Raw genomic sequence first — 23055 nt, 5'->3', positions numbered from 1 at the left:
TTCAAAATTACGCTAGGGGACGCAATATGCGCGCATTCATCTTTCCGGGTCAGGGCAGCCAGGCAGTCGGCATGGGCAAGGCGCTTTCCGACGCCTCGCCGGTCGCACGCGAAGTGTTTCAGGAGGTCGACGACGCGCTCGGCCAGAAGCTGTTCCAGCTGATGAGCGAAGGTCCCGAGGACCAGCTGGTCCTTACCGAAAATGCCCAGCCCGCGATCATGGCGAACGCGATCGCGACGCTGCGCGTGCTCGAGAAGGAAGGCGGCGTGACGCTGTCGGCCAAGGCCGATTATGTCGCGGGCCACAGCCTCGGCGAATATACCGCGCTCTGCGCCGCGGGAGCATTCGACCTTGCGACCACCGCGCGCCTTTTGAAGACGCGCGGGCAGGCGATGCAGGCGGCGGTGCCCGTCGGCATCGGCGCGATGGCGGCGCTGCTCGGCGCCGATATAGAGACAGCGCAGAAGCTTGCCGATGCCGCCGCCGACGGCGAAATCTGCACCGTCGCCAACGACAATGACCCGTCGCAGGTCGTGATCTCGGGCCACAAGGGCGCGGTCGAGCGCGCGGTCGCGCTGGTCAAGGATTTTGGCATCAAGCGCGGTGTGCTGCTGCCGGTGTCGGCGCCTTTTCACTGCCCGCTGATGCAGCCCGCCGCCGATGCGATGGCCGAGGCGCTCGGTGCGAACCCGCCGGCGGCCCCGCTGGTCCCCGTTGTCGCCAATGTCACAGCCAGCCCGGTGAGCGACCCCGACACGATCCGAGACCTGCTCGTGAGCCAGGTCACCGGCCGCGTCCGCTGGCGCGAAAGCGTTGCGTCGATGGAGGATATCGGCGTCGCGCACTTCGTCGAATTCGGCGGCAAGGTCCTGTCGCCAATGGTCAAGCGCAGCGCGTCGGGCGAAGTCGAGACGATCAGCGTGATTTCGATGGATGACATCGAAGCGTTGCTCAAGTCGCTCTAATTACCAGATTCAGGAGAAACTCAGATGTTCGATCTTACCGGCATGACCGCCCTCGTCACCGGCGCTTCGGGCGGTATCGGTTCGGCCATCGCGCAGGCGCTTGCGGCGCAGGGCGCACGTCTCGCGGTCTCGGGCTCCAATGCGGACAAGCTCAATGCCTTTCGCGATACGCTCGGCGGCGATCATGTAGCCTTGCCGTGCAACCTTGGCGACGGTGCCGCGGTCGACGCGCTCGTGCCGTCGGCGGTCGAAGCGCTGAGCCAACTCGATATTCTCGTCAACAACGCCGGCGTGACGCGCGACAATCTGATCATGCGGATGAAGGATGAGGAGTGGATGGATGTCATCCGCATCAACCTCGAAGCCAATTTCCGTCTCGCGCGCGCCGCTGCGAAGCCGATGATGAAGGCGCGCTTCGGCCGTATCATCTCGATCACCAGCGTCGTCGGCGCGACCGGCAACCCGGGGCAGGCCAATTATGCCGCGTCGAAGGCGGGCGTCACCGGCATGACCAAGGCGTTGGCGCAGGAACTTGCGAGCCGCGGCGTCACCGCCAATTGTGTTGCGCCGGGCTTCATCGCGACCGCGATGACCGACGACCTGCCCGACGCACAGAAGGAAGCGCTGAACCAGCGCATCCCGGCGGGCCGGATGGGTGAGGGTAGCGATATCGCCGCGGCCGTCGTCTATCTCGCGTCGAAAGAGGCGGGCTATGTCACCGGGCAGACGTTGCATGTGAACGGCGGGATGGCCATGCTGTCCTGAGGGTCGATCTCTCGAGCGTGAAGGATTCGCCGATGTTCAGGACTTTGATGGCTGCGGCGATGCTGGCGTGTTCGGCGCTGCCGGGCATCGCATCGGCGCAGGAAGGCGAGAAGTTCGATTGCGTCATCGCGTCGATCCCGAGTGAAACGCGGGCATCGATCGGTGACGCGATGGCGGGCGGCGGCGATGTGGCTTCACGCGAGGCGCTGTTCAAGGATCTGGGGGCCGTGACCGACGCGTGCGTCGCGCGTCACGGTATCACCGACGAGCAGAAGGGCATTTACTTCGACTACAGCCTCGCGCGGATTTCGCGCGAGTGGCTCGCGGCGGATATCGGACGGCTCGACCTGGCGCCCGCCGTGGTCGACAAGGCGCTCGATTTCGGCCCGACCGGGGCAAACCCCGATCTGTCGGGCGACATGACCGAAGAGCAGGTCATGAAGATCGTCCAAGCCTATATCGAGAGCGGCGTCGACATCGACAAGATCGACGGTGCGGTGTGGGAAAAGGTCGGCGCCTATGCGGCCGCCACCTCGATCTATTGGAACAAGCGCAAGCAACTGCCCTTCTGAACCGCGACAGGCCGGGCCCGGTGAAACCGGACCCGGCCGCCGGGACGAGCGGAGAGAGGGGTTAGAAACTCGCCCGGGCTGTCAGGCGGAAATCGCGCCCGGCGAGCGGCACATAATCCTTGGTAAAGCTCGCGTGGCGACGTGCCTCGACGTCGAAGATGTTGTTCGCCGACAGGCTCAGCGTCAGATTCTTCGTATCGGGCAGCGGGCGCCAGCTGAGCGACGCGTTGACGAGCGTGAAGCCGTCGGTCGGCGTCTCGAACTGCGCGGTGCGCGTCTGATCGTCGGTCCATTCGACCTCGACGCGCGCATCGACGCGTTCGCCCTGCGCTTCGAGCCCGCCGAGGATGCGGAGCGGGGGGATGCGCGGGACGTTGCGGTCGAGCCCGGCGTTCTTGATCTTCGCGCGCGTCATGTCGGCGGTGACGTCGCCGACGATGTTGAAGCCGGCGATCTGCGCCAGCCGTGCACTCGCCTCGGCCTCGAAGCCATAGACGCGCGCGTCACGCTGGAAATACTGGAAGACGGGCAGTTCATCCTGTTCGGCGCCGGTCGCGGCCGAATAGATGAAATTGTCGAACCAGTTCGAATAGCCGGTCAGGCTGAGGTTGAAGGCGTCGGTCTTGATCTTGAACGACGCTTCGGCGCCCCAGTTGGATTCGCGCTTCAGGTTCGGGTCGCCAAGCTCGAAGCTCTGCGTCGCGATATGCGGGCCGTTCGACAGCAATTCTTCGGCCGACGGCGCACGCACCGCGCGCGACACCGAGACGCCGAATTTCGCGCCCTCAAAGACGTCATAGGTTGCACCGAGCGCGCCCGAAAAACTGTCGAAGTTGCGCTCGAAGCCGAGCGCCTGCGCACGTACATTGGTCTTTTCGTAGCGCGCCGCGGCTTCGAGCCCGAGCGGGCCCATCGTATATTCCTGCAGCGTGAACAGCGCGAACTGGTCGGTCAGGTTGCGCGGAACGAACGCCTCAGCCCCGATCGCATCGAAGTCGCGGTGGCTGTATTGCACGCCGCTCGCGCCGCGCCAGCCGCCGCGGTCGTTCTGCGCCAGCTCGATCCGGCCTTCGACGCCCTGGTTGGTGAAGACGGTACCGACCTCGTCGCCCTCGAACTCGGTGTGCTTGTAATCGGCAAAGCCCGCGCGGATGCGCAGCTTGTCGAAGAAACCGTCGCCGAGTTCGACCTCGCCGCGCAGGTCCGCGCGCCACTGCTTCATGCCGATGGTGACGGGGCCTTCGCCATGGTCGTGGCCGCCTTCTTCTTCCTCGCCGCCATGATCGTGCGCGGTATTCGGGCGATCGGGCACGCCGTAGTTGGTGTCGAAATAGCCGACCGAAATGCCGAGCTGGCCGCCGTCGTTGATCAACGAGATACCGCCGCCCGCGGTCCAGGTCTCGCTCTGCGTATTGTCGATCTTGCCGCGCTTGCCTGCCTGTTCGGTCAGCTCGGCTGCTTCGTCGAGGTGCCCGTCCTCGACCGCATGTTCGGCGAGGTGAAGCAGGTCGCCGCGAATATCGGGAGCGTAAACGAAGCCGCCGGTCCGGACGTCGCCGGTCTTGCGCCAGCTGCCGTCGAGATGCGCGACGATCTGCGGGCTCAGCGCGACGTCGATCGAGCTGCCGATATTGCGGTCGTTGGCCGCGGTCGCATAGCCGCCGATCGCGTCGATATGGACATGATCGGCGGGGACCTTGCGGGGAATCCGGCGGTCGAACATATTCACTGCGCCGCCGATCGCCTGGCTGCCGAACAGCAGCACCGCGGGACCGCGCAGGATTTCGATGCGCTCGACGGTCAGCGGGTCGATGGTGACCGCATGGTCGGCGGAGGTGTTCGACGCGTCGATCGATCCGATGCCGTCGGTCAGGACCTTGACGCGCTCGCCCGAAAAGCCGCGAAGGACGGGGCGCGACGCGCCGGGGGAGAAGCTCGTGGCCGAGACCCCCGGCTGGCGCGTCAGCGTGTCGCCGATCTGGCCGCGAATGTCGCGCGCCAGCTCGTCGCCTTCGAGCACCGACACATTGCCGAGGATGTCGAGGCTGCGGACATAGGGCGCGGTGACGACGATCGGCTCGCCGGTGTGCACATCGTCGTCGCTGCCCGCGGCGGCGCGGTCTTGCGCAAAGGCCGGGGCGGCGAGGAAGAGGGCAAAGGTAAAACCGGCAGAGCAAAGCAAACGCATAAGGGGAGAGTCCTGTTGTTATCGTGATCTGATGGCGGCTCAGTAATGATATACTGTTACAATGACAAGCCCTTCGCATACTCATCAATGGTCGTTTGTCGGCGCTCATGCCCCGTTGGTCGACAAAGACGGATATGGGAGGGGCAAAACGAAGCTGTCTTGCGAGGGGCGAGGTGGCGCCCTAGATCAGGCCTATGACTATTGCTGCAAACAGCCTCGACCTAATCGGCAACACCCCGCTGGTGCTGCTCAAGGGGCCGAGCGAAGCCACCGGCTGCGAAATCTGGGGCAAGTGCGAATATGCCAACCCCGGCGGATCGGTAAAGGATCGCGCTGCGCTTTATATCGTACGCGATGCCGAAGCGAACGGCAGCCTGAAGCCCGGCGGCACGATCGTCGAGGGGACGGCGGGCAACACCGGCATCGGGCTCGCGCTCGTCGGTAATGCCTTGGGTTACAAGACGATCATCGTCATGCCCGACAATCAGAGCGCCGAGAAGATGGCGACGATCCGTGCACTGGGCGCCGAACTGGTGCTCGTCCCGCCCGCGCCCTTCGCCAATCCCGGTCATTTCGTCCACACCTCGCGGCGCATCGCCGAGGAAACCGACAATGCGATCTGGGCCAACCAGTTCGACAATATCGCCAACCGCAAATCGCACATCTTCGGTACCGCCGAGGAAATCTGGGCACAGATGGACGGCCGGATCGACGGCTTTACCTGCGCCGCGGGCACCGGAGGCACGATCGCGGGAACGGGGCTCGGCCTGAAGGCCAAGAGCGCCGACATCGTCATCGCGCTCACCGATCCGCATGGCGCGGGGCTCTTTAACTACTATCAGTGTGGCGAACTCAAGGCTGAAGGCAGCAGCGTCGCCGAAGGGATCGGCCAGAACCGCATCACCGCCAATCTCGACGGCGCGCCGATCGACACGCAATTCCGCATCTCGGATGCCGAGGGGCTCGCCGTAGTTCGCCAGTTGCTCGACGAGGAGGGGCTGTGCCTCGGCCTGTCGTCGGGGATCAACGTCGCGGGAGCGATGGCGCTCGCGAGGCAATTGGGCTCCGGCAAGCGTATCGCAACCATGCTCTGCGACAGCGGGTTTCGCTATCTCTCGACGCTCTACAACCCAGAATGGCTGGCGAGCAAGGGACTGGAGACTGCCTGATGAGCGTGCGGATCGATATTCCTTCGACTCCCAAGGCGCCGCCACCGCCACCGGCAACGGCGCCCGTCAACGACACGATGCGGCGCCTGCAGATCGGTATTGCCGGGGTGCTGACAGTGCTCCTGCTGGTCGGCATGGCCGGGTTGATCGGCGATCGCGCCCGCCAAAGCGCCGCCAGTGATGCGGCAGCCACCGCCGAGGTCAAGATGCCGGGTGACGAGCAGAAAACCAGCGGCGCACCGTTGGAGGAGCTTGGCGTCCAGGCGGTATCGCCGTCCGCGAAGGATGAAAATGCCGCGACCGATGTGAAGGTGCCGCAGGCTGTGCCATCGTCGTCGAGCGTGCCTGATCTCGAACCCGACCCCGCCCTCCAGCGCGCGCGCCAGTCGAAACAGTGACGGCGGTATCGCGCGGACATTGGCTGCGCGCTTTTACGATTGCTGCCATGATAGCGGCGCTGGCGTGGATCGCGGGCGGGCAGGCGCTGCTCGGCCGTGTCGATCCGGCGCTGGCGATCCCGCTATTGGCCCCGCCGATGCTCCTTCTCGCGTGTTGGCAGCGCGGCGAGCCAGTCGCGGCCCGGCGACATACCGGACTCTTTACCCTAGCGCTTCTCGCCGCAATGCAGGGGGGGCTCTCTATCGTCCTCGCCGGATCGGCAGGCTGGCTGCAACTGCTCCCCGCCGCTGCCGCCGGGGCCATCGCGGCCTGGCTCGCGGACTTGCTGGTCCAATGGCGCAAGCGGTCCCGATTGCTGCCGTGGCTTGCCGGATCGATGCTGGTGATCGGCTGGTTCGGGGCAGGGCACGCGCTCCTTGTGCTGCTCTACCAGCCCACTGCGGCTGCCGCCGGCGCCCCCACCGCCACCGTCCTGACCGGACTGCCGCTGCGCTGGTCAGCGAGCCCCGATATTGCGGCGATGATCGCCGAAGGGACAAATGACGATCCAACGCTCGCGCGGCTGGTGACGGCGGGCCCGGTATCGCTCGTCGACAGCCTTGCCGACCATGTGCCGCCGCCGGGCGGAGCGTTGCTGATCGCGCACCCGCGCGCGCTGGCTCCACAGGAACTGGTCGCGATCGACGCGTTCGTTCGTGGCGGTGGGCATGCGGTCGTGCTCGCCGATGCGCTGTCGGGGTGGCCGGCGCGCCACCCGCTCGGTGATCCGCGCAATGCGCCGGTCACCAGCTTGCTTACGCCGCTGCTCGACCATTGGGGCGTGACCTTGGGTGCTGCGCCCGCCGGGGAGAACAAGGCATTGCCGGTAGATATCGACGGCGCGCGCCTTCGCTTGTTCAGCGCAGGGCGCTTCGATCGCCTGCCACAACAATGCCGCGCCTACGCTGATCGCCGCGTCGTGCAATGCCGGATAGGGCAGGGCGAGGCTTGGTTGATCGGCGACGCCGATCTGCTCTTCGCGCCGCTGTGGCGGCCGATTGTCCCGGCCGCCCCGCATCTGCGGCAGGCGGATACGATGGAATGGCTATCTGCTCGCCTGTGGCCCGGTGCCGGAAACGGCCTGCTGCATCCACTCTGGATTCGCGCCGCCACCGTCTGAGTCGGGCGTATTCGCCCCAATTCGCCCCGATCGAAACATGCTCCACGGTGCCGCTATGCGCCGAGGGACCGGTATTTACCCAATTCAGAGCTGTTTTTGCGGTAAATGGGGGCTAGATTCCCTAATCTACCCTAAATTACCCCTTTTCACCCCGATCTATAGTTGATACTCACAGAATCGGAGAGGGGCATTCTCCACCCGCGTTGAACCTTCTGGAATCGTGCGATTCCGGCGCCGGGAAAGTTATGCCCGGTGGCGCGAATACGGGGGGCAGAGCGATGGCGATTGTGACGCCCGGCCAGTATGCGGGCACCAATTTCGCCGCGATCGATGGCAAGGGGCGCATCGCCGTCCCCTCACAGTTCCGCAACAATGTGCCCCTCACTGCGGACGGCCAGCGCGTGCTCTGGGTCGGCTTTCATGAAAAGCTGCCCTGCCTCGTCGCTTATGGCCAGGATCAATACGACCGGCTGAACGGCGAGATCGAACGCGACCGCGAAACCGCGCGGCTGCGCAACCTCGACTTCGACGAGGATGCCGAGTTCAAGAAGCGCTTCAGCTATACCGAGCCCTACACGCTCGACGATAGCGGTCGCTTCCTTCCGAGCTTCATCCACCGCGACCGCGTCGGCGATGCCGGCGCGACGGCTTTTGTGGGCTCGGGTCGCCGCCTCGAAATCTGGTGGCTGCCGACCTTGGCCGAATGCGCCGAGGCCGACCCGGTCCTCCAGCGCCTTGCCGCATCCTGGGACGCAACGAAAGGGAAGGCGCGAAAGTGACCGATCTTCCCCCCGGACTCCCCAAGGATCCCCGTCACGATCCGGTCCTCCGTGAAGAAGTCATCGCCGCGCTCGCCATCGCCCCGGGTGAGCGCCATGTCGATGCGACCTTCGGCGCCGGCGGTTACACGCGTGCCATGCTGGCGGCGGGTGCCGATGTGATCGCGTGCGACCGCGATCCCGACGCGATTGCCGAAGGGCAGGCGTTGGTCGAGGAAGCCGGCGGCAAGCTGACGCTGATCCACGGCCGTTTCGGTGAAATCGACCGGCTGCTCGCCGAGCGCGGGATCGAAAGCGTCGATGGTATCACCTTCGACATCGGGGTGTCGTCGATGCAGCTCGATCGCGATGAACGCGGCTTCTCCTTCCAAAAGGACGGCCCGCTCGACATGCGCATGGCGCAGGAAGGCGAAAGCGCCGCCGACTGGCTGAACAGCGCCGACGAGACCGAAATCGCCGATGTGCTATTCCATTATGGCGACGAACGCCAGTCGCGCCGCGTGGCGCGCGCCATTGTCGCGGCGCGCCCGCTGACGCGAACCGGCGAACTTGCGACGGTGATCCGCAAGGCGCTGCGCCACCCGCCCGGTGCGCCCAAGGACCCCTCGACCAAAAGCTTTCAGGCGATCCGCATCCACATCAATTCGGAGCTCGACGAGCTGATGGCCGGGCTCAATGCCGCCGAGCGCCTGCTGCGCCCCGGCGGCCGGCTCGCGGTCGTCAGTTTCCACAGCACCGAGGACCGCATCGTGAAGAACTTCCTGCGCGAACGGAGCGGTGGCGATGCCGCGGGTTCGCGTCACCGGCCCGCGCCTACCCCTCTGGCGCGGGCCGCAACTTTCGAAACCCCGGCGCGCAAGGTGCGGCCGGGCAAGGCCGAAGAGGCGCGCAACCCGCGCGCCCGCTCGGCGACGCTGCGCAGTGCAGTCCGGACCTCGGCTCCGGCGCATTCGACGAAGGAGGCAATGTCATGCTGATGGCGGCCCGCAAGCTCCAGGGAATCGGCCTGGTCCTGCTCGTGCTCATCTTTGCGATGATGCTCTATCCCGTGTCGCTGAAAGTCGCGGCGACGCGTAGCGAACTGACGCGCATCGAGCGGCAGATCGACAGGACGCGCGACAATATCCGTTATCTCGAATCCGAACTCGCGGTGCGCGCTTCGATGCGCCAGCTCGAACAGTGGAACGCCGATACCTTCGGTTATTCGGCGCCCGATGCCGGTCAGTATCTGGAAAGCGAGCGCCAGCTTGCGTCGCTCGACCGCCTGCCGCGTGCGCGCGGCGCCAACGAGGTTGCGCCGGTGCTGATGGCGATGGTTTCGCCGGTCGGCACGCCCGCCGTCAGTGCACCAAAGGAAAGCCCGGTCGCCGGCAAGCCCGTCGCGGCCAAGCCGGTCACCGCCAAGCCCGTCGTCCTAGCGCAGGCCGATACCGCGATCCGTAGCGATACGTCGCCGCGGATGGCGCCGACGCGCCGCCGCGAACAGCTCAAGATGATCGAGGACCAGTTGCTCGCCGAATCGACGCTCGCTGACCTCAAGCGCGCGGCGGCCGCCGAAGCGGCAGGAGGCAAGTCCGGCCGATGAACACGCTTGTCGTCCGTCCAACGCGGGTTCGAACCGCCGGGGTGCGGCAGCAGATATTGCTGACCGCACAACAGCGTTTGATGATCCTGATGCTGCTGTTCATGGCGGCATTTTTCGTTGTGTCGGTGCGGCTGCTCTATTTCGCGCTGTTCGATACCGCGTCGGGCCATGCTTCGGCGTCGGCGTTCGTTCCGGCGCGCGCCGATATCGTCGATCGCAACGGGGTGCCGCTCGCGCGCACGATCGATGGCTATTCGATCCGCGTCGTCCCGTCGAAGCTGCTCAATAACCGGCAATATCTTGCCGACGAGCTGCACAAGATTTTCCCCGACACGCCGCGCGAGGAGTTGCTCGCGAAGGTCAGCGGATCGCGCCCGACCTATATCCGCCGCCGCGCTTTGCCCGATCAGGTTGCCGCGGTGAACGCGATCGGCGACGTCGGCTTCGACTTTCCGCGCGAAAAGGAACGCCTCTATCCGCAGTCGACGCTTGCGGCGCATGTGCTCGGCTTCACAAATGCCGAGGGGCATGGTGTCACCGGCGTCGAGGGCGCCTTCGACCAGCGGCTGATCGATAAGGCGACGCGCGGCCAGCCGCTTGCGCTGTCGATCGACGCGCGCGTGCAGGGCGTGCTCGAAAGCGAATTGAGCACGGCGGTCGCCAATCTGGAGGCAATCGGCGGCGCGGGCATCATCCTCGACGTCCACACCGGCGAGGTCGCCGCGATGACCTCGCTGCCGACGTTCAACCCGAACAAGCTGACCGGCAGTGACCCTGCGACGCGCCGCAATGCCGTGACCTATAATCTCTACGAACTCGGCTCGACCTTCAAACCCTTCACCGTCGCTGCGGCAATCGACGCCGGCACGGTGACGAGCATGGCGCGCCGTTACGACGCGACGCAGCCGCTCGCGATCGCCGGCTTCCGCATCCGCGACAGCCACCCGTCGAAGCGCTGGCTCAACGTTCCCGAAACGCTGATCCACAGTTCGAACATCGTTACCGCGCGGATCGCCGACGAGCTTGGTCGCGACAAGATGGAGGCGATGTTCCGCACCCTCGAATTCGACGGCCGTCCGCATATCGAACTGAAGGAACGCGCCTTTCCGCTGTGGCCCAAGGATTGGGGCCGGATCACGACGATGACCACCGGCTACGGCCACGGCATTGCGGTCACTCCGCTGCATCTCGCGAGCGGCTATGCGGCGCTCGTCAACGGTGGCATCTGGCGTCCCGCGACGCTGATGAAGCTTGGCGACAAGGCGCCGCCGCAGGGCCGCCGCGTGTTCAAGGCCGCGACCAGCGCGCGGATGCGCCAGCTGCTTCGCCTGATTGTTTCCGACGGCACCGGCAAGCAGGCCGAGGCTCCGGGTTTCCGCGTCGGCGGCAAGACCGGATCGGCCGAAAAGCCGGGTGCGGGCGGTTATCGCCGCCATTCGCTCGTCTCGACCTTCGCGGCGGCTTTCCCGATGGACAATCCGCGCTATGTCGTGGTGGTGATGATCGACGAGCCGAAGGGCAACGCCTATAGTTCGGGCCAGCGCACTGCGGGCTGGACCGCGGCGCCGGTCGTGCGCAAGGTTGTGACCCGCGCGGGCCCGATGCTCGGCGTCTTCCCCGACGAAAGCCGCGATGTCGACGTCTCCGAGCTGACCCCGCTGCTGTGGAGAAATGGGGAAAGCGAATAATGCGCCTGTCCGCGCTGCTCGAGGATAAAGGACTGGAGGGCAGCGATCCCGTCGTCACCGGGCTTGCGATCGACCATCGCAAGGTGGCGCCGGGCACGATTTTCGGGGCCTTCATCGGCGAAAAATTCAACGGCGAGGATTTCATCGCCGCTGCGATCGAGGCCGGCGCCGTGGCGGTGGTCGCACGACCCGAGGCGCGCGTCGAAGGTGTCGCGCATATCGCCGACGATAACCCCCGCCGCGCCTTCGCGCATATCGCCGCGCGCTTCTTCCATCGTTTTCCGGCGACCTGCGTCGCGGTGACCGGCACCAACGGCAAGACCTCGACCGTCGAAATGACGCGCCAGCTCTGGCGGATGGCGGGGTTCAACGCCGCATCGATCGGCACGCTTGGCATCACGACGTCGCAGGACAGCGCCTCGACCGGGCTGACGACGCCCGATATCGTGACCTTCCTGTCGAACATGTCGGGCCTCGCGGTCGAGGGCATCACCCACGCGGCGTTCGAGGCGTCGAGCCACGGCCTCGATCAGTATCGCACCGAAGGCCTGACGGTAAAGGCGGCCGCCTTCACCAACCTCAGCCACGATCATCTAGACTATCATGGCACGATGGACATCTATCTGGCGGCCAAGATGCGACTGTTTTCGGAAGTCGTCGAACCCGATGGCGTCGCCGTGGTATGGGCCGACGACGCCTATTCGGCCGCCGTCATCGAAGCCGTAAAGGCGCGGGGCGTTCGGCTGCTGACCGTTGGCGCGAAGGGTGAGACCCTCCGCCTGGTCTCGCGCGAACCGACCCAGCTCGGCCAGACGCTCGTGATTGCGGCGGGCGATCTGACCCAAAAGGTCGATCTGCCGCTGATCGGTGCCTATCAGGTCGCCAACGCGCTCGTGTCGGCGGGCCTCGTCATCGCGACGGGCGGCGATGTCGCGCAAACGCTCGGCAATCTTGCACGGCTGCAGCCCGTGCGCGGGCGCCTCGAGCGCGCTGCGATCACCAAGGCTGGCGCGCCGGTCTATGTCGATTATGCGCATACACCCGACGCGATCGAGGCCGCACTCGACGCGTTGCGCCCGCACGCAACCGGGCGGCTTATCCTCGTTTTCGGCGCCGGCGGCGACCGCGATCAGGCGAAGCGCCCGGAGATGGGCAAGGTCGCCGCTGCAAAGGCCGACGTGCTGATCATCACCGACGATAATCCGCGCGGCGAAGACCCGGCGGTCATCCGTGAGGCCATCGCCGCCGCCGCTCCGACGGCAAAGGTGATTGGCGACCGCCGCGCCGCCATCGCCGCCGCGATCGCAGAAGCGCGCGCCGACGATATCGTCTGCATCGCCGGCAAAGGCCACGAACAGGGCCAGATCATCGGCCGCGGCGACGATATGCGCGTCATTCCATTCGACGATGTGGCCGTAGCGCGCGAGGAGGCCGCATGAACCCGCTCTGGACCGCGCGCGCCATTGCGGCCGCCACCGGCGGGGAGGCGAGCGCCGACTTCACCGTTCAGGGCGTCGCGTTCGATTCGCGTGAGGTGACAAACGGCGACCTGTTTGTCGCGATGAAAGGTGAGGTCGCCGACGGCCATGCCTTTATCGACAAGGCGATCGCCGCGGGCGCCGCGGGCGTCGTTTGCGAAACCGCAATCGACCATCCGCATGTCCGCGTCGCCGACAGCGCCGCGGCGCTGAACGCGCTCGGCATCGCATCGCGCGCGCGCAGCCATGGGCGTATCATCGGCGTAACCGGATCTGCGGGGAAGACCGGAACGAAGGAGGCGCTGTTCGCCGCGCTCGACCGCTTCCGTCCCGGCAAGGCACACCGTTCGGTCAAAAGCTACAACAACCACGTCGGCGTTCCGCTCAGCCTCGCGCGCATGCCGTCGACCGCCGACTATGGCGTGTTCGAAATGGGGATGAATCATGCGGGTGAGCTCGCGGCGCTGACACGGATGGTGCGGCCCCACGTCGCCATCGTCACAACCATTGCCCCGGCGCATATGGAATTTTTCGGCAGCGAAGAAGCGATCGCCGACGCGAAGGGCGAGATTTTCGAAGGCCTCGAACCCGGCGGCACGGCGATCGTCCCGTTCGACAGCCCGCACTATGCGCGCCTTCGTGCCAAGGCGGAAAAGCACGCAGCGCATATCGTCAGCTTCGGCCTCGGTGCCGAGGCCGACGTCCGCGCGGTCGACTGGTTGTCCGACGGGCAGGGCGGGTCGCTCGTCACCGCGCAGGTGCAGGACTCACTCCTTTGCTTCACCATCGCGCAGGCGGGAGCCCATTGGGTGTCCAATTCGCTGGCAGTGCTTGCGGCGGTGAAGGCCGTCGGCGGTGACCTTCCCGCGACAGGACTGGCATTTGCCGAGATGGCAGGCCTCACAGGCCGCGGCGCGCGCCATCGCGCTCCGTTCGGCGGCGGCCATATCCTCGTCATCGACGAAAGCTACAACGCCAACCCTGCATCGATGGCCGCGACGATCGGCCAGCTCGGAAGCGAATCCGGCGACCGCCGCATCGCGATTCTGGGCGCGATGCGCGAGCTTGGGCCGGGCAGCGACGACTATCACGCCGCGCTCGCGGCTCCGCTCGTCGCGGCGGGGGTGCAATTCGCCCTGCTTGTCGGCGAAGAGATGGCGCCGCTCGCCAAAGCGCTTGAGGGCCGCATCGATTTCGAGCATGTGCCCGCCCACTCGGCCGCGGTAGGGCGGCTGAAGGACCTGATCCGTCCGGGCGACGCCGTGCTGGTCAAAGGGTCGAACAGTGTCGGGCTGTCGCATGTCGTGACGGCGCTGACCAACGGGGACTATTGATGCTATATTGGCTGGCGGAATGGCTTGGCTTTCCGGGGGTATTGAACCTCATTCGCTATCTGAGTTTCCGCTCGGGAGCGGCGGTTGCGACCGCGCTGATCATCGGATTGTGGATTGGGCCGCGCTTCATCCTGATGCTGCGCATGCGGCAGGGCAAGGGGCAGCCGATCCGTGAAGACGGTCCGCAGAGCCATCTCGCCAAAAAGGGCACGCCGACGATGGGCGGGCTGATGATCCTGATCTCGCTGATGATCTCCGCGCTCCTGTGGATGGATCTTTCCAACCGTTTCGTCTGGGCGTGTATTTTCGTGACCGGCGGCTTTGCCGCGGTCGGTTTCCTCGACGATCTCGACAAGGTGACCAAGGCCAGCCATCGCGGGATTCCGGGGCGCGTGCGCCTGCTCATCGAGTTTTTCATCGCGGGCGTCGCGGTGCTGCTGATCGTGTCGCGCACCGGTACGGACCTTTATCTGCCCTTCTTCAGCGGCATCGTCATCCCGCTTGGACCGCTCTATTATGTCTTTGCGATGATATTGATCGTCGGTTTCGGCAATGCGGTGAACCTGACCGACGGGCTCGACGGGCTCGCGACCTTCCCGGTGATCATCGCCAGCCTGACCTTCCTCGTCATCGTCTATCTTTCGGGCAACGTGAAGTTCGCGGGTTATCTTGGCATCCCGCATGTGCCCGGCGCGGGCGAACTGGCGGTCTTTGCGGCGGCGATCATCGGCGCGTGCCTTGCCTTCCTGTGGTTCAACGCGCCGCCTGCGGCCGTGTTCATGGGCGATACCGGCAGCCTTGCGCTCGGTGGCGCGCTCGCGACGATCGCGGTCACCGCCCAGCATGAGCTGGTGCTCGTCCTCGTCGGCGGATTGTTCGTGGTCGAGGCGCTGTCGGTGATCATCCAGGTTTTTTGGTACAAGAGGACGGGCAAGCGCGTTTTCCGCATGGCGCCGATCCACCATCATTTCGAACAGTTGGGCTGGCCCGAATCCACTGTCGTCATCCGTTTCTGGATCGTCTCGATCGTCCTGGCACTCGCGGGGCTCGCGACCTTGAAACTCCGGTGATCTCCTCGCGCGTCTTTGCCGGCCGCCGCTATGCGGTTCTGGGACTGGCGCGCTCGGGTCTGGCGGCCGTCGAGGCGCTCGTCGCTAGCGGCGCGGGCGTGACTGCGTGGGACGACCGCGAGGAAGCGCGCGACGATGCGATGGCGCTCGGCGCCGATATAGGCAATCCGCTCGAGATCGACCTCATCGGTTTCGCGGGCGTCGTCGTCTCGCCGGGCGTGCCGCTCAACCGTCACCCCATCGCCGCGCACGCGCGTGGGGCGCATGTACCCGTGATCGGTGACATCGAACTGTTTGCCGAGGCGCGCGACGAACTGCCCGCGCACAAGGTCGTCGGCATCACCGGCACCAATGGCAAGTCGACCGTCACCGCGCTCGTCACCCACATGCTCGAAAGCGCGGGCATCCCGACGCTGATGGGCGGCAATATCGGCCTGCCGATCCTCAGCCGCGACCCGCTTCCCGGGGGCGGCGTCTATGTGCTCGAGCTGTCGAGCTACCAGATCGATCTGTCGCACAGCCTTGCCTGCGACATCGCGGTGCTAACCAACCTCAGCCCCGATCACCTCGACCGCTATGATGGCTTCACCGGCTATGCGGCGTCGAAGGCGCGGCTCTTCTCGCTCCAGCACCGCGATCAGGTCGCGATCGTCGCGGTCGACGACGACCCGTCGAAGATGATCGCGAGCCGCATCAACCATCGCCTCCACCGCGTGTCAGGCAAGGATGTCGATCCCGTGGATCAGGTGCGCTGGCCCGCATTGCAGGGGCCGCACAATGCCCAGAACGCCGTGTGCGCGATTGCCGTGTGCCGCGTGCTGGGGCTGAACGACGAACAGATTGAGCGCGGGCTCGCGACGTACAAGTCGCTGCCGCACCGTATGGAATTGGTCGGCGAAGTCGGGGGGGTCAGCTGGTTCAATGACAGCAAGGCTACCAATGCGGCTTCCGCTGCACCGGCGCTGGCGGCTTTCCCGCCAGCGCCGGACCAGCGTCTTCACTGGATTGCGGGGGGGAAGGCCAAGGGCGACGGGCTCGCGGCGTGCCGCCCGTGGTTCGGCCATGTCAAACGCGCCTATCTGATCGGCGAGGCAATGGAGCCGTTCGCGGCCGAAATCGGCGATGCGCTGCCCGTCGACCTGTCGGGCGATATGGCGACCGCGGTCGCGCATGCGGCGGCGGCGGCAAAGCCTGGCGACATCGTGCTGCTGTCGCCGGCGTGCGCGTCGTTCGACCAGTTCACCGATTATGAGCAGCGCGGCGATGTGTTTCGCGGCCTTGTGCAGGCGCTTGGGGCATGAGCGGGGGAATCGACAATATGGACGCGACGACCGAAAGGCCGGTGATCGCCACCACCACGCGCACGGTCAAGCGCCGCGGCCCGCGCCTTAGCCGCGCCGATCGCACCCCGCTGGGCCTGTGGTTCTGGGAAATCGACCGCGTGCTGTTGCTGCTGGTGTCGATCCTCGTCGCGGTCGGGCTGGTTGCGGTCGCCGCCGCTTCGCCGGTCGCGGCGCAGAAACTGTCGACCTCAACCGCGTCGCTCGACCCGCTTTATTATTTCTATCGCCAGCTGATGTGGGTGATGGTCGGCGTCCCGGTGATGCTGATGGTATCGATGCTGCCCAAACCGCAGGCGCGGCGCTTCGCCATCTATGGCACGATCCTCTTTCTTTTCCTGCTTTTCATGGTGCCGCTGGTCGGCACGTCGGTGAACGGCGCGCAGCGCTGGATCGGCAGCGGGGTGTTCCGCCTCCAGCCGTCGGAGTTTCTCAAGCCCTTCTTCGCCGTCGCGCTCGCGTGGGTGTTGTCGCTGCGGCTGCACGACCAGAGTCTGCCGGTGGTACCATTGGCACTCGCATTCACCGGCGTCATCGCGCTGCTGCTGATGGGTCAGCCCGATCTGGGCCAGACGGTCATCTTTGTCGCGACCTGGCTGGTGCTGGTGATGGTCGCTGGGCTGTCGATGCGCATCCTTGCCGGGTTGGCCGGGGCCGGTGTCGTGGGGCTGGTGCTCGCTTATTTCTTCTATCCGGTGGCGCAGCAGCGCATCAACATCTGGTTGTTCTCCGAAGGCGACAGCTTTCAGGTCGACAAGGCGCATGCGACACTGACCGCTGGCGGGCTGATTGGCACCGGCCCCGGCGCGGGCCTCGCCAAATTCCAACTGCCCGAGGCGCACACCGACTATATCTTTTCGGTCATCGGCGAGGAGTTCGGGATGATCGCGTGCATCGCGATTGCGGTCCTCTATCTCGCGATCATCGTCCGCGTTCTCGTCCGCCTGCTCGATGAGGAAGACAGCTTCCTGATCCTCGCGGTCGCGGGCCTGATCGCGCAGTTCGGCGGGCAAGCAGTGATCAACATGGCGGTGAACACGCAGATCTTCCCGTCGAAGGGGATGACTTTGCCGTTCATCAGCTATGGCGGTTCGTCCTTCATCGCTTTGTCGATCGGCATGGGTTTGCTCTTGTCGCTGACCCGCCGGAACCCCTATGCGGCTCGGGTATCGATGACCCGAAACTGGAACAAGAAATGACCGCAACCCGCCACTTCCTTCTCGCCGCCGGCGGGACGGGGGGACATATGCTGCCCGCTTATGCCCTCGCGGCCGAACTGATCGCCCGCGGCCACCGCGTTGCGTTGGTCAGCGACGATCGCGGGCTGAAGATTCCGGGCGCGCCGGCCGAGATGGAAACGCATGTGCTTCCGGCTGGCCGCGTCCATGGTGGGCCTGTCGGCTGGGTGAAGGCTGCGCTGGCGATCCGCAAGGGGCGCCGGCAGGCGATTGACCTGATCCGCGACTTTGATCCTGCGGTCGTCGTCGGCTTCGGCGGCTATCCCTCGCTCCCCAGCCTGCTCGCCGCGGGGGCGACGAAGCGGCCGCGTGTGCTGCACGAGCAAAATGCCGTGCTGGGTCGCGTCAACCGCATGATGGCGCCGCGCGTCGATGCGGTTGCGGTCGCCTATCGCAATATCCAGCGCTTTCCCGTGGGGCATGAGGCCAAGCTCCACATCACCGGCAATCCGGTGCGCGACGAGATCGTCCAGATCCGCGAGGACGGTTTCCCGCCGCTGCCCGAGGACGGCATCTTCCGCCTGCTCGTCGTCGGGGGCAGCCTCGGTGCGACGGTGCTCAGTGAAGTCGTTCCCGCCGCGATCGCGATGCTGCCCCCGGCATTGCTCAGCCGTTTGCAGGTTGTGCAGCAGTGCCGCGAGGATGATATCGAAGCGGTCCGCGCCAAATATGCCGAACTCGGCGTTGCGGCCGAATGCGCATCCTACATCACCGATTTCCCCGAGCGGCTGCGCTGGGCGCATATGGTGATCGCGCGCGCGGGCGCCTCGACCGTCGCCGAGCTTGCCTGCGCCGGGCGGCCGGCGATCTTTGTGCCGTATCCGAGCGCGATGGACGATCATCAGACCTATAATGTCGTCGACCTGGTTCAGGCGGGCGGGGCGATTTCGTTCCAGCAGCCCGATTTCACGGCGGCCGAGGTCGCGAAACATATCCAGCGCATGGCGCTCGAACCTGGCGCGCTCGAAGACGCCGCCGAACGCGCCGCGAGCTGCGGCCTGCCCGACGCGACGCGCGACCTCGCTGATCTCGTCGAATCGCTCGCCGCGCCGCCGATGATGGACGTGATCCGCGTCGGCGCCACATCGCGCAGCGCGGCGGTCGCCGGCGGCGTCGCCGCCACCCGCGCAGGAGATAAATGATGCGCGGCGTTGCGACCGACATCGGTACCATCCACTTCATCGGCATTGGCGGCATCGGCATGTCGGGGATCGCCGAAGTGATGCACAACCTCGGCTATCAGGTGCAGGGCAGCGACATCGCCGACAGCTATGTCGTCGAGGGTCTTCGCAAACGCGGGATCAAGGTCGCGATCGGGCACGAAGCGTCGAACGTCGACGGCGTCGCGGTCGTCGTGACCTCGACCGCGGTCAAGCGCGGCAATCCTGAAGTCGAGGCCGCGCTCGCGCACCGCATTCCGCTCGTCCGCCGCGCCGAAATGCTCGCCGAGCTGATGCGGCTGAAGTCGACCGTCGCGATTGCGGGCACCCACGGCAAGACGACGACGACCAGCCTCGTTGCCGCACTGCTCGATGCGGGCGGGATCGACCCGACCGTGATCAACGGCGGCATCATCAACAATTACGGGTCGAACGCACGGCTCGGCGCGTCGGACTGGATGGTCGTCGAGGCCGACGAGAGCGACGGCAGCTTCCTCCGCCTCGACGGCACGATCGCGGTCGTCACCAACATCGATCCCGAACATCTCGATCATTATGGCAGTTTCGACGCGATCAAGGACGCCTTCGTCGAGTTCATCGAGAACGTGCCCTTCTATGGCGCCGCGATGCTCTGCCTCGATCATCCGGAGGTGCAGGCGATCATCCCGCGCATCCGCGACCGCCGCATCGTCACCTACGGCTTTTCGGCGCAGGCAGATGTCCGCGGTACCAATGTCGTGCCCGGTCCAGACGGCAACCGCTTCGACGTCGTCGTGCGCGACCGTGACGGCAACAGCCGGACGATCGAGGGTATTCACCTGCCCATGTCGGGCCGCCACAATGTCCAGAACTCGCTCGCGGCGATTGCCGTCGCGCTCCACATGGGCGTCAGCGACGACAAGATCGTGTCGGGCTTCAACGGCTTTGCCGGGGTCAAGCGCCGCTTCACCAAGGTCGGCGAGATCGCGGTCGAGGGCGGCGTGGTGACCGTGATCGACGATTATGCGCATCATCCGGTCGAAATCCGCGCGGTGCTGTCCGCCGCGCGCGAAGGGGCGGGGGCAGGGCGCGTCGTCGGCGTCGTCCAGCCGCATCGCTTCACGCGCCTCCGCGATCATATGGACGATTTCCAGCAGGCGTTTAACGATGCCGATATGGTGCTCGCGCTGCCCGTCTATACAGCGGGCGAGGCGCCGATCGACGGCGTGACGTCGGACGCGCTGGCGCAGGGGCTGCGCGATCGCGGCCACCGCCATGCGTCGACCGTCGCCGACGCGGGCGCACTGGCAACCACCGTCGCCGATGCGATCCGCGCGGGTAATCTCGGCGCGGGCGACGTGATCATCTGCCTTGGCGCGGGCGACATCACCAAGATGGCGGCGGGCCTTGCCGTGGCGGTCGAGGCGGCATGAGCGCGGCCGAGACCCTTCCAGCCGTGCGCGGCAAGCTGACCGCGAAGGCGCCGCTGGCGCCGCTCGTCTGGTTCAAGTCGGGTGGCCCTGCCGATTGGCTGTTCGAGCCGAAGGACGCCGACGACCTCGCCGATTTCCTGCGCGATCTCGATCCTGCCGTCCCGGTGATGGCGCTCGGGCTCGGGTCGAACCTTATCGTCCGCGACGGCGGGTTCCCCGGCGTTGTCGTCCGGCTCGGCAAGGCCTTTGCAAAGGTCGAAGCCGTCGACGCCACCACGCTGCGCTGCGGCGGCGGTGCGTCGGGCATCCTTGTTTCCTCGACCGCGCGCGATGCGGGCATCGCGGGCATGGAATTCTTGCGCTCGATCCCGGGCACGGTCGGCGGATTCGTGCGCATGAACGGCGGCGCCTATGGCGGCGAGGTCAAGGATATCCTTATCGACTGCGACGTCGTGCTGCGTTCGGGCGAACGTAAAACATTGCCGCTCGCGGACCTCGGCTACACCTATCGCCACAGCGAATTGCCCGAGGGCGCGGTCGTGATCGGCGCGACCTTTCGCGGCGTGCCCGGCGAACCCGCTGCCATCCAGGCCGACATGGACCGCATCTCGGCGAGCCGCGAGGCATCGCAGCCGCTGCGCTCGAAAACCGGCGGCTCGACCTTCAAGAACCCCGACGGACACAAGGCGTGGCAACTTGTCGACGAGGCGGGTTGCCGGGGCTTCGCCGTCGGCGGCGCGCAGGTCAGCGAGAAGCACACCAATTTCCTCATCAACACGGGTGAGGCGACGAGCGCCGATATCGAGGCGCTCGGCGAGGAAGTCCGCCGCCGCGTCAAGGACAAGAGCGGCGTCGAGCTGCAATGGGAAATTCAGCGCGTAGGAGTCATAAAGTGAGCCGGGGTCCGTGGCATGTCGCCGTCCTGATGGGCGGCTGGTCCGCCGAACGCGAAGTGTCGCTGATGAGCGGCAATGGCGTCGCTGACGCGCTCGAAAGCCGCGGGCACAAGGTCACGCGCATCGATATGGACCGCAACGTCGCGCTGCGGCTCGCCGAGGCGAAACCCGATGTCGTCTTCAACGCGCTCCACGGCGTTCCGGGCGAGGATGGCACCGTGCAGGGCATGCTCGACCTGATGGGCCTCAAATATACCCACAGCGGCCTCGTTACCTCGGTGATCGCGATCGACAAGGAATTGACGAAACAGGCGCTCGTGCCGCATGGTATTCCCATGCCGACGGGGACCATGGTCGACAGCGAAAGCCTGTTTACAGTCGACCCTCTGCCGCGCCCCTATGTCCTCAAACCCGTCAACGAAGGCTCGTCGGTCGGCGTCGCGATCGTCAAGGATGACAGCAATTACGGCAACCCCATCGCGCGCGACGCCGTGGGGCCGTGGCAGGAGTTCGACCGCCTGCTCGCCGAACCCTTCATCAAGGGGCGCGAACTGACCGTCGCGGTGCTCGGCGACACGCCTCTCGCGGTCACCGAACTGCGCGTCAAATCGGGCTTCTACGACTATGACGCCAAATATACCGACGGGCTGACCGAACATGTCTGCCCCGCCGACGTCCCCGAGGATGTCGCGCAGCGAATGAAGGATCTGGCGCTGCAATCGCACCGCCTGCTCGGCTGCAAGGGCGCCTCGCGCTCGGACTTCCGCTGGGACGACGAACATGGCCTCGCGGGCATCTTCCTGCTCGAGGTCAACACCCAGCCCGGCATGACGCCGCTCAGCCTTGTGCCCGAACAGGGGCGCGCCGTCGGCATGGATTATGCCGAACTCGTCGAACGCATCGTGGGGGAAGCGTTATCATGAGCAAGACACAGATCAAGCGCGGGAAGGCGCCGCCGCGCCGCCCGGTGCGCGCGCCGAAGAAACGGCGGAAGGTGCAGCAGTCGCGGCTCAACGCGATCATCAACGCGCTGCCGATCAGCCCGCAGCGGCTGCAAAAGGTCGCGAACTGGACGATCGGGCTCAGCCTCTGCGCCGTCGTGGGCATCGCCGCGCATGCGACCGGCGTCACCGCGAAGGTCCATGAGGAATATGCGCAGGCCGTTGGCCGGGCCGGCTTTCAGGTCAAGAAGGTCGAGGTTGTCGGCGCCGACCGCATCGACCGGCTGAAGGTCTATGACATCGCGCTCGCGCAGAAAGACCGCTCGATGGCGGCGGTCGATCTTGAGGATGTCCGCTCCGACCTGATGAAATATGGCTGGATCAAGGACGCGCGGGTGTCGCGCCGCTTGCCCGACACGCTTGTCGTCGACATCGTCGAGCGTACTCCGGCCGCGATCTGGCAGCATAATAACCGCCTGTCGCTGATCGACGAGAAGGGCGTCGTACTCGAGCCCGTGACGGTCGCGACGATGCCCGACCTGCCGCTCGTCATCGGCCCGAAAGCGAACCAGCGTTCGCAGGATCTCGATCGGCTGCTGACCGAGGCGAGCAGCCTCAAGGAATTGCTCGCGGGTGCGACCTGGGTCGGCAACCGCCGCTGGGACCTGCGTTTCCGCAGCGGCGAAACGCTCTCGCTGCCCGAAGGCGAGGCCGAAGCGAAAGCGGCGCTCGCCAAATTCGCGCATATGGACGGCGCCAATCGTCTGCTCGGCCGCGGCATCCTTCGTTTCGACATGCGCGACCCCGAACGTTTCGTGCTACGCCTGCCGCACGAAGGGCAGGTGGCGCCCGCGAAACTCGAAGACGCGCGCGCCGCGGTCGACGCAGTCGCCGTCGCGCAGTCGAACGAAGGGTAG

Annotated in this window: 21 protein-coding genes; 20 read left to right on the top strand and 1 reads right to left on the bottom strand. The window is 65.9% G+C overall.

Going from position 1 to position 23055, the window contains the following annotated elements; translation table 11 throughout:
* Positions 1-26: 26 nt before the first annotated feature.
* Genes fabD through GGC65_RS07225 form a run of 3 tightly spaced genes read left to right on the top strand, consistent with a single transcriptional unit; the run spans position 27 to position 2302 of the window.
* Positions 27-965, top strand: a complete 939-nt coding sequence (gene fabD, locus GGC65_RS07235) for an ACP S-malonyltransferase (RefSeq protein WP_192646534.1) — start codon at positions 27-29, stop codon at positions 963-965.
* Positions 966-989: 24 nt separating this feature from the next.
* Entirely contained in the window at positions 990-1730 is a 741-nt protein-coding gene (fabG, locus tag GGC65_RS07230; protein ID WP_192646533.1) for a 3-oxoacyl-[acyl-carrier-protein] reductase, read from the top strand.
* A 32-nt stretch (positions 1731-1762) separates the two neighbouring features.
* Positions 1763-2302 (top strand): hypothetical protein, encoded by a 540-nt coding sequence (locus tag GGC65_RS07225; protein ID WP_192646532.1) that lies wholly within the window; start codon positions 1763-1765, stop codon positions 2300-2302.
* Positions 2303-2363: 61 nt separating this feature from the next.
* Here the strand turns inward: GGC65_RS07225 and GGC65_RS07220 are convergent, their stop codons facing one another.
* Positions 2364-4490, bottom strand: a complete 2127-nt coding sequence (locus tag GGC65_RS07220; protein WP_192646531.1) for a TonB-dependent receptor — start codon at positions 4488-4490, stop codon at positions 2364-2366.
* 194 nt (positions 4491-4684) lie between these two features.
* Here GGC65_RS07220 and GGC65_RS07215 point away from each other — a divergent pair, with 194 nt between their 5' ends.
* The 17 genes from GGC65_RS07215 to GGC65_RS07135 all read left to right on the top strand — a co-directional run bounded on the left by GGC65_RS07215 (position 4685) and on the right by GGC65_RS07135 (position 23055).
* The gene (locus GGC65_RS07215) at positions 4685-5659 is read left to right on the top strand and encodes a cysteine synthase A (RefSeq protein ID WP_192646530.1); all 975 of its coding nucleotides are present in this window, start codon (positions 4685-4687) and stop codon (positions 5657-5659) included.
* Complete coding sequence (locus GGC65_RS07210) at positions 5659-6057, top strand: hypothetical protein (RefSeq protein WP_192646529.1); 399 nt, start codon at positions 5659-5661, stop codon at positions 6055-6057. The genes GGC65_RS07215 and GGC65_RS07210 overlap by 1 nt, the downstream gene beginning before the upstream one ends.
* A gap of 47 nt (positions 6058-6104) precedes the next feature.
* Complete coding sequence (locus GGC65_RS07205) at positions 6105-7217, top strand: Gldg family protein (protein WP_192646528.1); 1113 nt, start codon at positions 6105-6107, stop codon at positions 7215-7217.
* Between the two features lie 278 nt (positions 7218-7495).
* Complete coding sequence (locus GGC65_RS07200; protein ID WP_192646527.1) at positions 7496-7996, top strand: division/cell wall cluster transcriptional repressor MraZ; 501 nt, start codon at positions 7496-7498, stop codon at positions 7994-7996.
* Complete coding sequence (gene rsmH, locus GGC65_RS07195; RefSeq protein ID WP_192646526.1) at positions 7993-8973, top strand: 16S rRNA (cytosine(1402)-N(4))-methyltransferase RsmH; 981 nt, start codon at positions 7993-7995, stop codon at positions 8971-8973. Before GGC65_RS07200 ends, rsmH begins: the two co-directional genes overlap by 4 nt.
* Positions 8967-9581: a hypothetical protein gene (locus GGC65_RS07190; RefSeq protein ID WP_192646525.1), complete on the top strand. Its 615-nt coding sequence runs from the start codon at positions 8967-8969 to the stop codon at positions 9579-9581. Before rsmH ends, GGC65_RS07190 begins: the two co-directional genes overlap by 7 nt.
* Positions 9578-11269, top strand: a complete 1692-nt coding sequence (locus GGC65_RS07185) for a peptidoglycan D,D-transpeptidase FtsI family protein (protein ID WP_192646524.1) — start codon at positions 9578-9580, stop codon at positions 11267-11269. Before GGC65_RS07190 ends, GGC65_RS07185 begins: the two co-directional genes overlap by 4 nt.
* Positions 11269-12708: a UDP-N-acetylmuramoyl-L-alanyl-D-glutamate--2,6-diaminopimelate ligase gene (locus GGC65_RS07180; RefSeq protein WP_192646523.1), complete on the top strand. Its 1440-nt coding sequence runs from the start codon at positions 11269-11271 to the stop codon at positions 12706-12708. The genes GGC65_RS07185 and GGC65_RS07180 overlap by 1 nt, the downstream gene beginning before the upstream one ends.
* The gene (locus GGC65_RS07175; RefSeq protein WP_192646522.1) at positions 12705-14081 is read left to right on the top strand and encodes a UDP-N-acetylmuramoyl-tripeptide--D-alanyl-D-alanine ligase; all 1377 of its coding nucleotides are present in this window, start codon (positions 12705-12707) and stop codon (positions 14079-14081) included. Before GGC65_RS07180 ends, GGC65_RS07175 begins: the two co-directional genes overlap by 4 nt.
* Positions 14081-15151 (top strand): phospho-N-acetylmuramoyl-pentapeptide-transferase, encoded by a 1071-nt coding sequence (mraY, locus tag GGC65_RS07170; RefSeq protein ID WP_192646521.1) that lies wholly within the window; start codon positions 14081-14083, stop codon positions 15149-15151. Before GGC65_RS07175 ends, mraY begins: the two co-directional genes overlap by 1 nt.
* The gene (gene murD, locus GGC65_RS07165; protein WP_192646520.1) at positions 15148-16452 is read left to right on the top strand and encodes a UDP-N-acetylmuramoyl-L-alanine--D-glutamate ligase; all 1305 of its coding nucleotides are present in this window, start codon (positions 15148-15150) and stop codon (positions 16450-16452) included. Before mraY ends, murD begins: the two co-directional genes overlap by 4 nt.
* Positions 16449-17690 carry an FtsW/RodA/SpoVE family cell cycle protein gene (locus GGC65_RS07160; protein WP_192646519.1) on the top strand — a complete coding sequence of 414 codons (1242 nt, stop codon included), beginning with the start codon at positions 16449-16451 and terminating at the stop codon, positions 17688-17690. Before murD ends, GGC65_RS07160 begins: the two co-directional genes overlap by 4 nt.
* On the top strand, positions 17687-18871 hold the full coding sequence (murG, locus tag GGC65_RS07155; RefSeq protein WP_192646518.1) for an undecaprenyldiphospho-muramoylpentapeptide beta-N-acetylglucosaminyltransferase: 1185 nt from the start codon (positions 17687-17689) through the stop codon (positions 18869-18871). The genes GGC65_RS07160 and murG overlap by 4 nt, the downstream gene beginning before the upstream one ends.
* Positions 18871-20301 carry a UDP-N-acetylmuramate--L-alanine ligase gene (murC, locus tag GGC65_RS07150; protein ID WP_192646517.1) on the top strand — a complete coding sequence of 477 codons (1431 nt, stop codon included), beginning with the start codon at positions 18871-18873 and terminating at the stop codon, positions 20299-20301. Before murG ends, murC begins: the two co-directional genes overlap by 1 nt.
* Entirely contained in the window at positions 20298-21197 is a 900-nt protein-coding gene (murB, locus tag GGC65_RS07145) for a UDP-N-acetylmuramate dehydrogenase (RefSeq protein WP_192646516.1), read from the top strand. Before murC ends, murB begins: the two co-directional genes overlap by 4 nt.
* Positions 21194-22120 (top strand): D-alanine--D-alanine ligase, encoded by a 927-nt coding sequence (locus tag GGC65_RS07140; RefSeq protein WP_192646515.1) that lies wholly within the window; start codon positions 21194-21196, stop codon positions 22118-22120. The genes murB and GGC65_RS07140 overlap by 4 nt, the downstream gene beginning before the upstream one ends.
* A complete protein-coding gene (locus tag GGC65_RS07135; RefSeq protein ID WP_192646514.1) occupies positions 22117-23055 on the top strand; it encodes a cell division protein FtsQ/DivIB in 939 nt (312 codons plus the stop codon). Before GGC65_RS07140 ends, GGC65_RS07135 begins: the two co-directional genes overlap by 4 nt.

Origin of the sequence: Sphingopyxis sp. OAS728 (genome assembly GCF_014873485.1) — a bacterium.
Lineage (GTDB): Bacteria > Pseudomonadota > Alphaproteobacteria > Sphingomonadales > Sphingomonadaceae > Sphingopyxis.
This window is presented reverse-complemented; position numbering and strand designations above follow the sequence as displayed.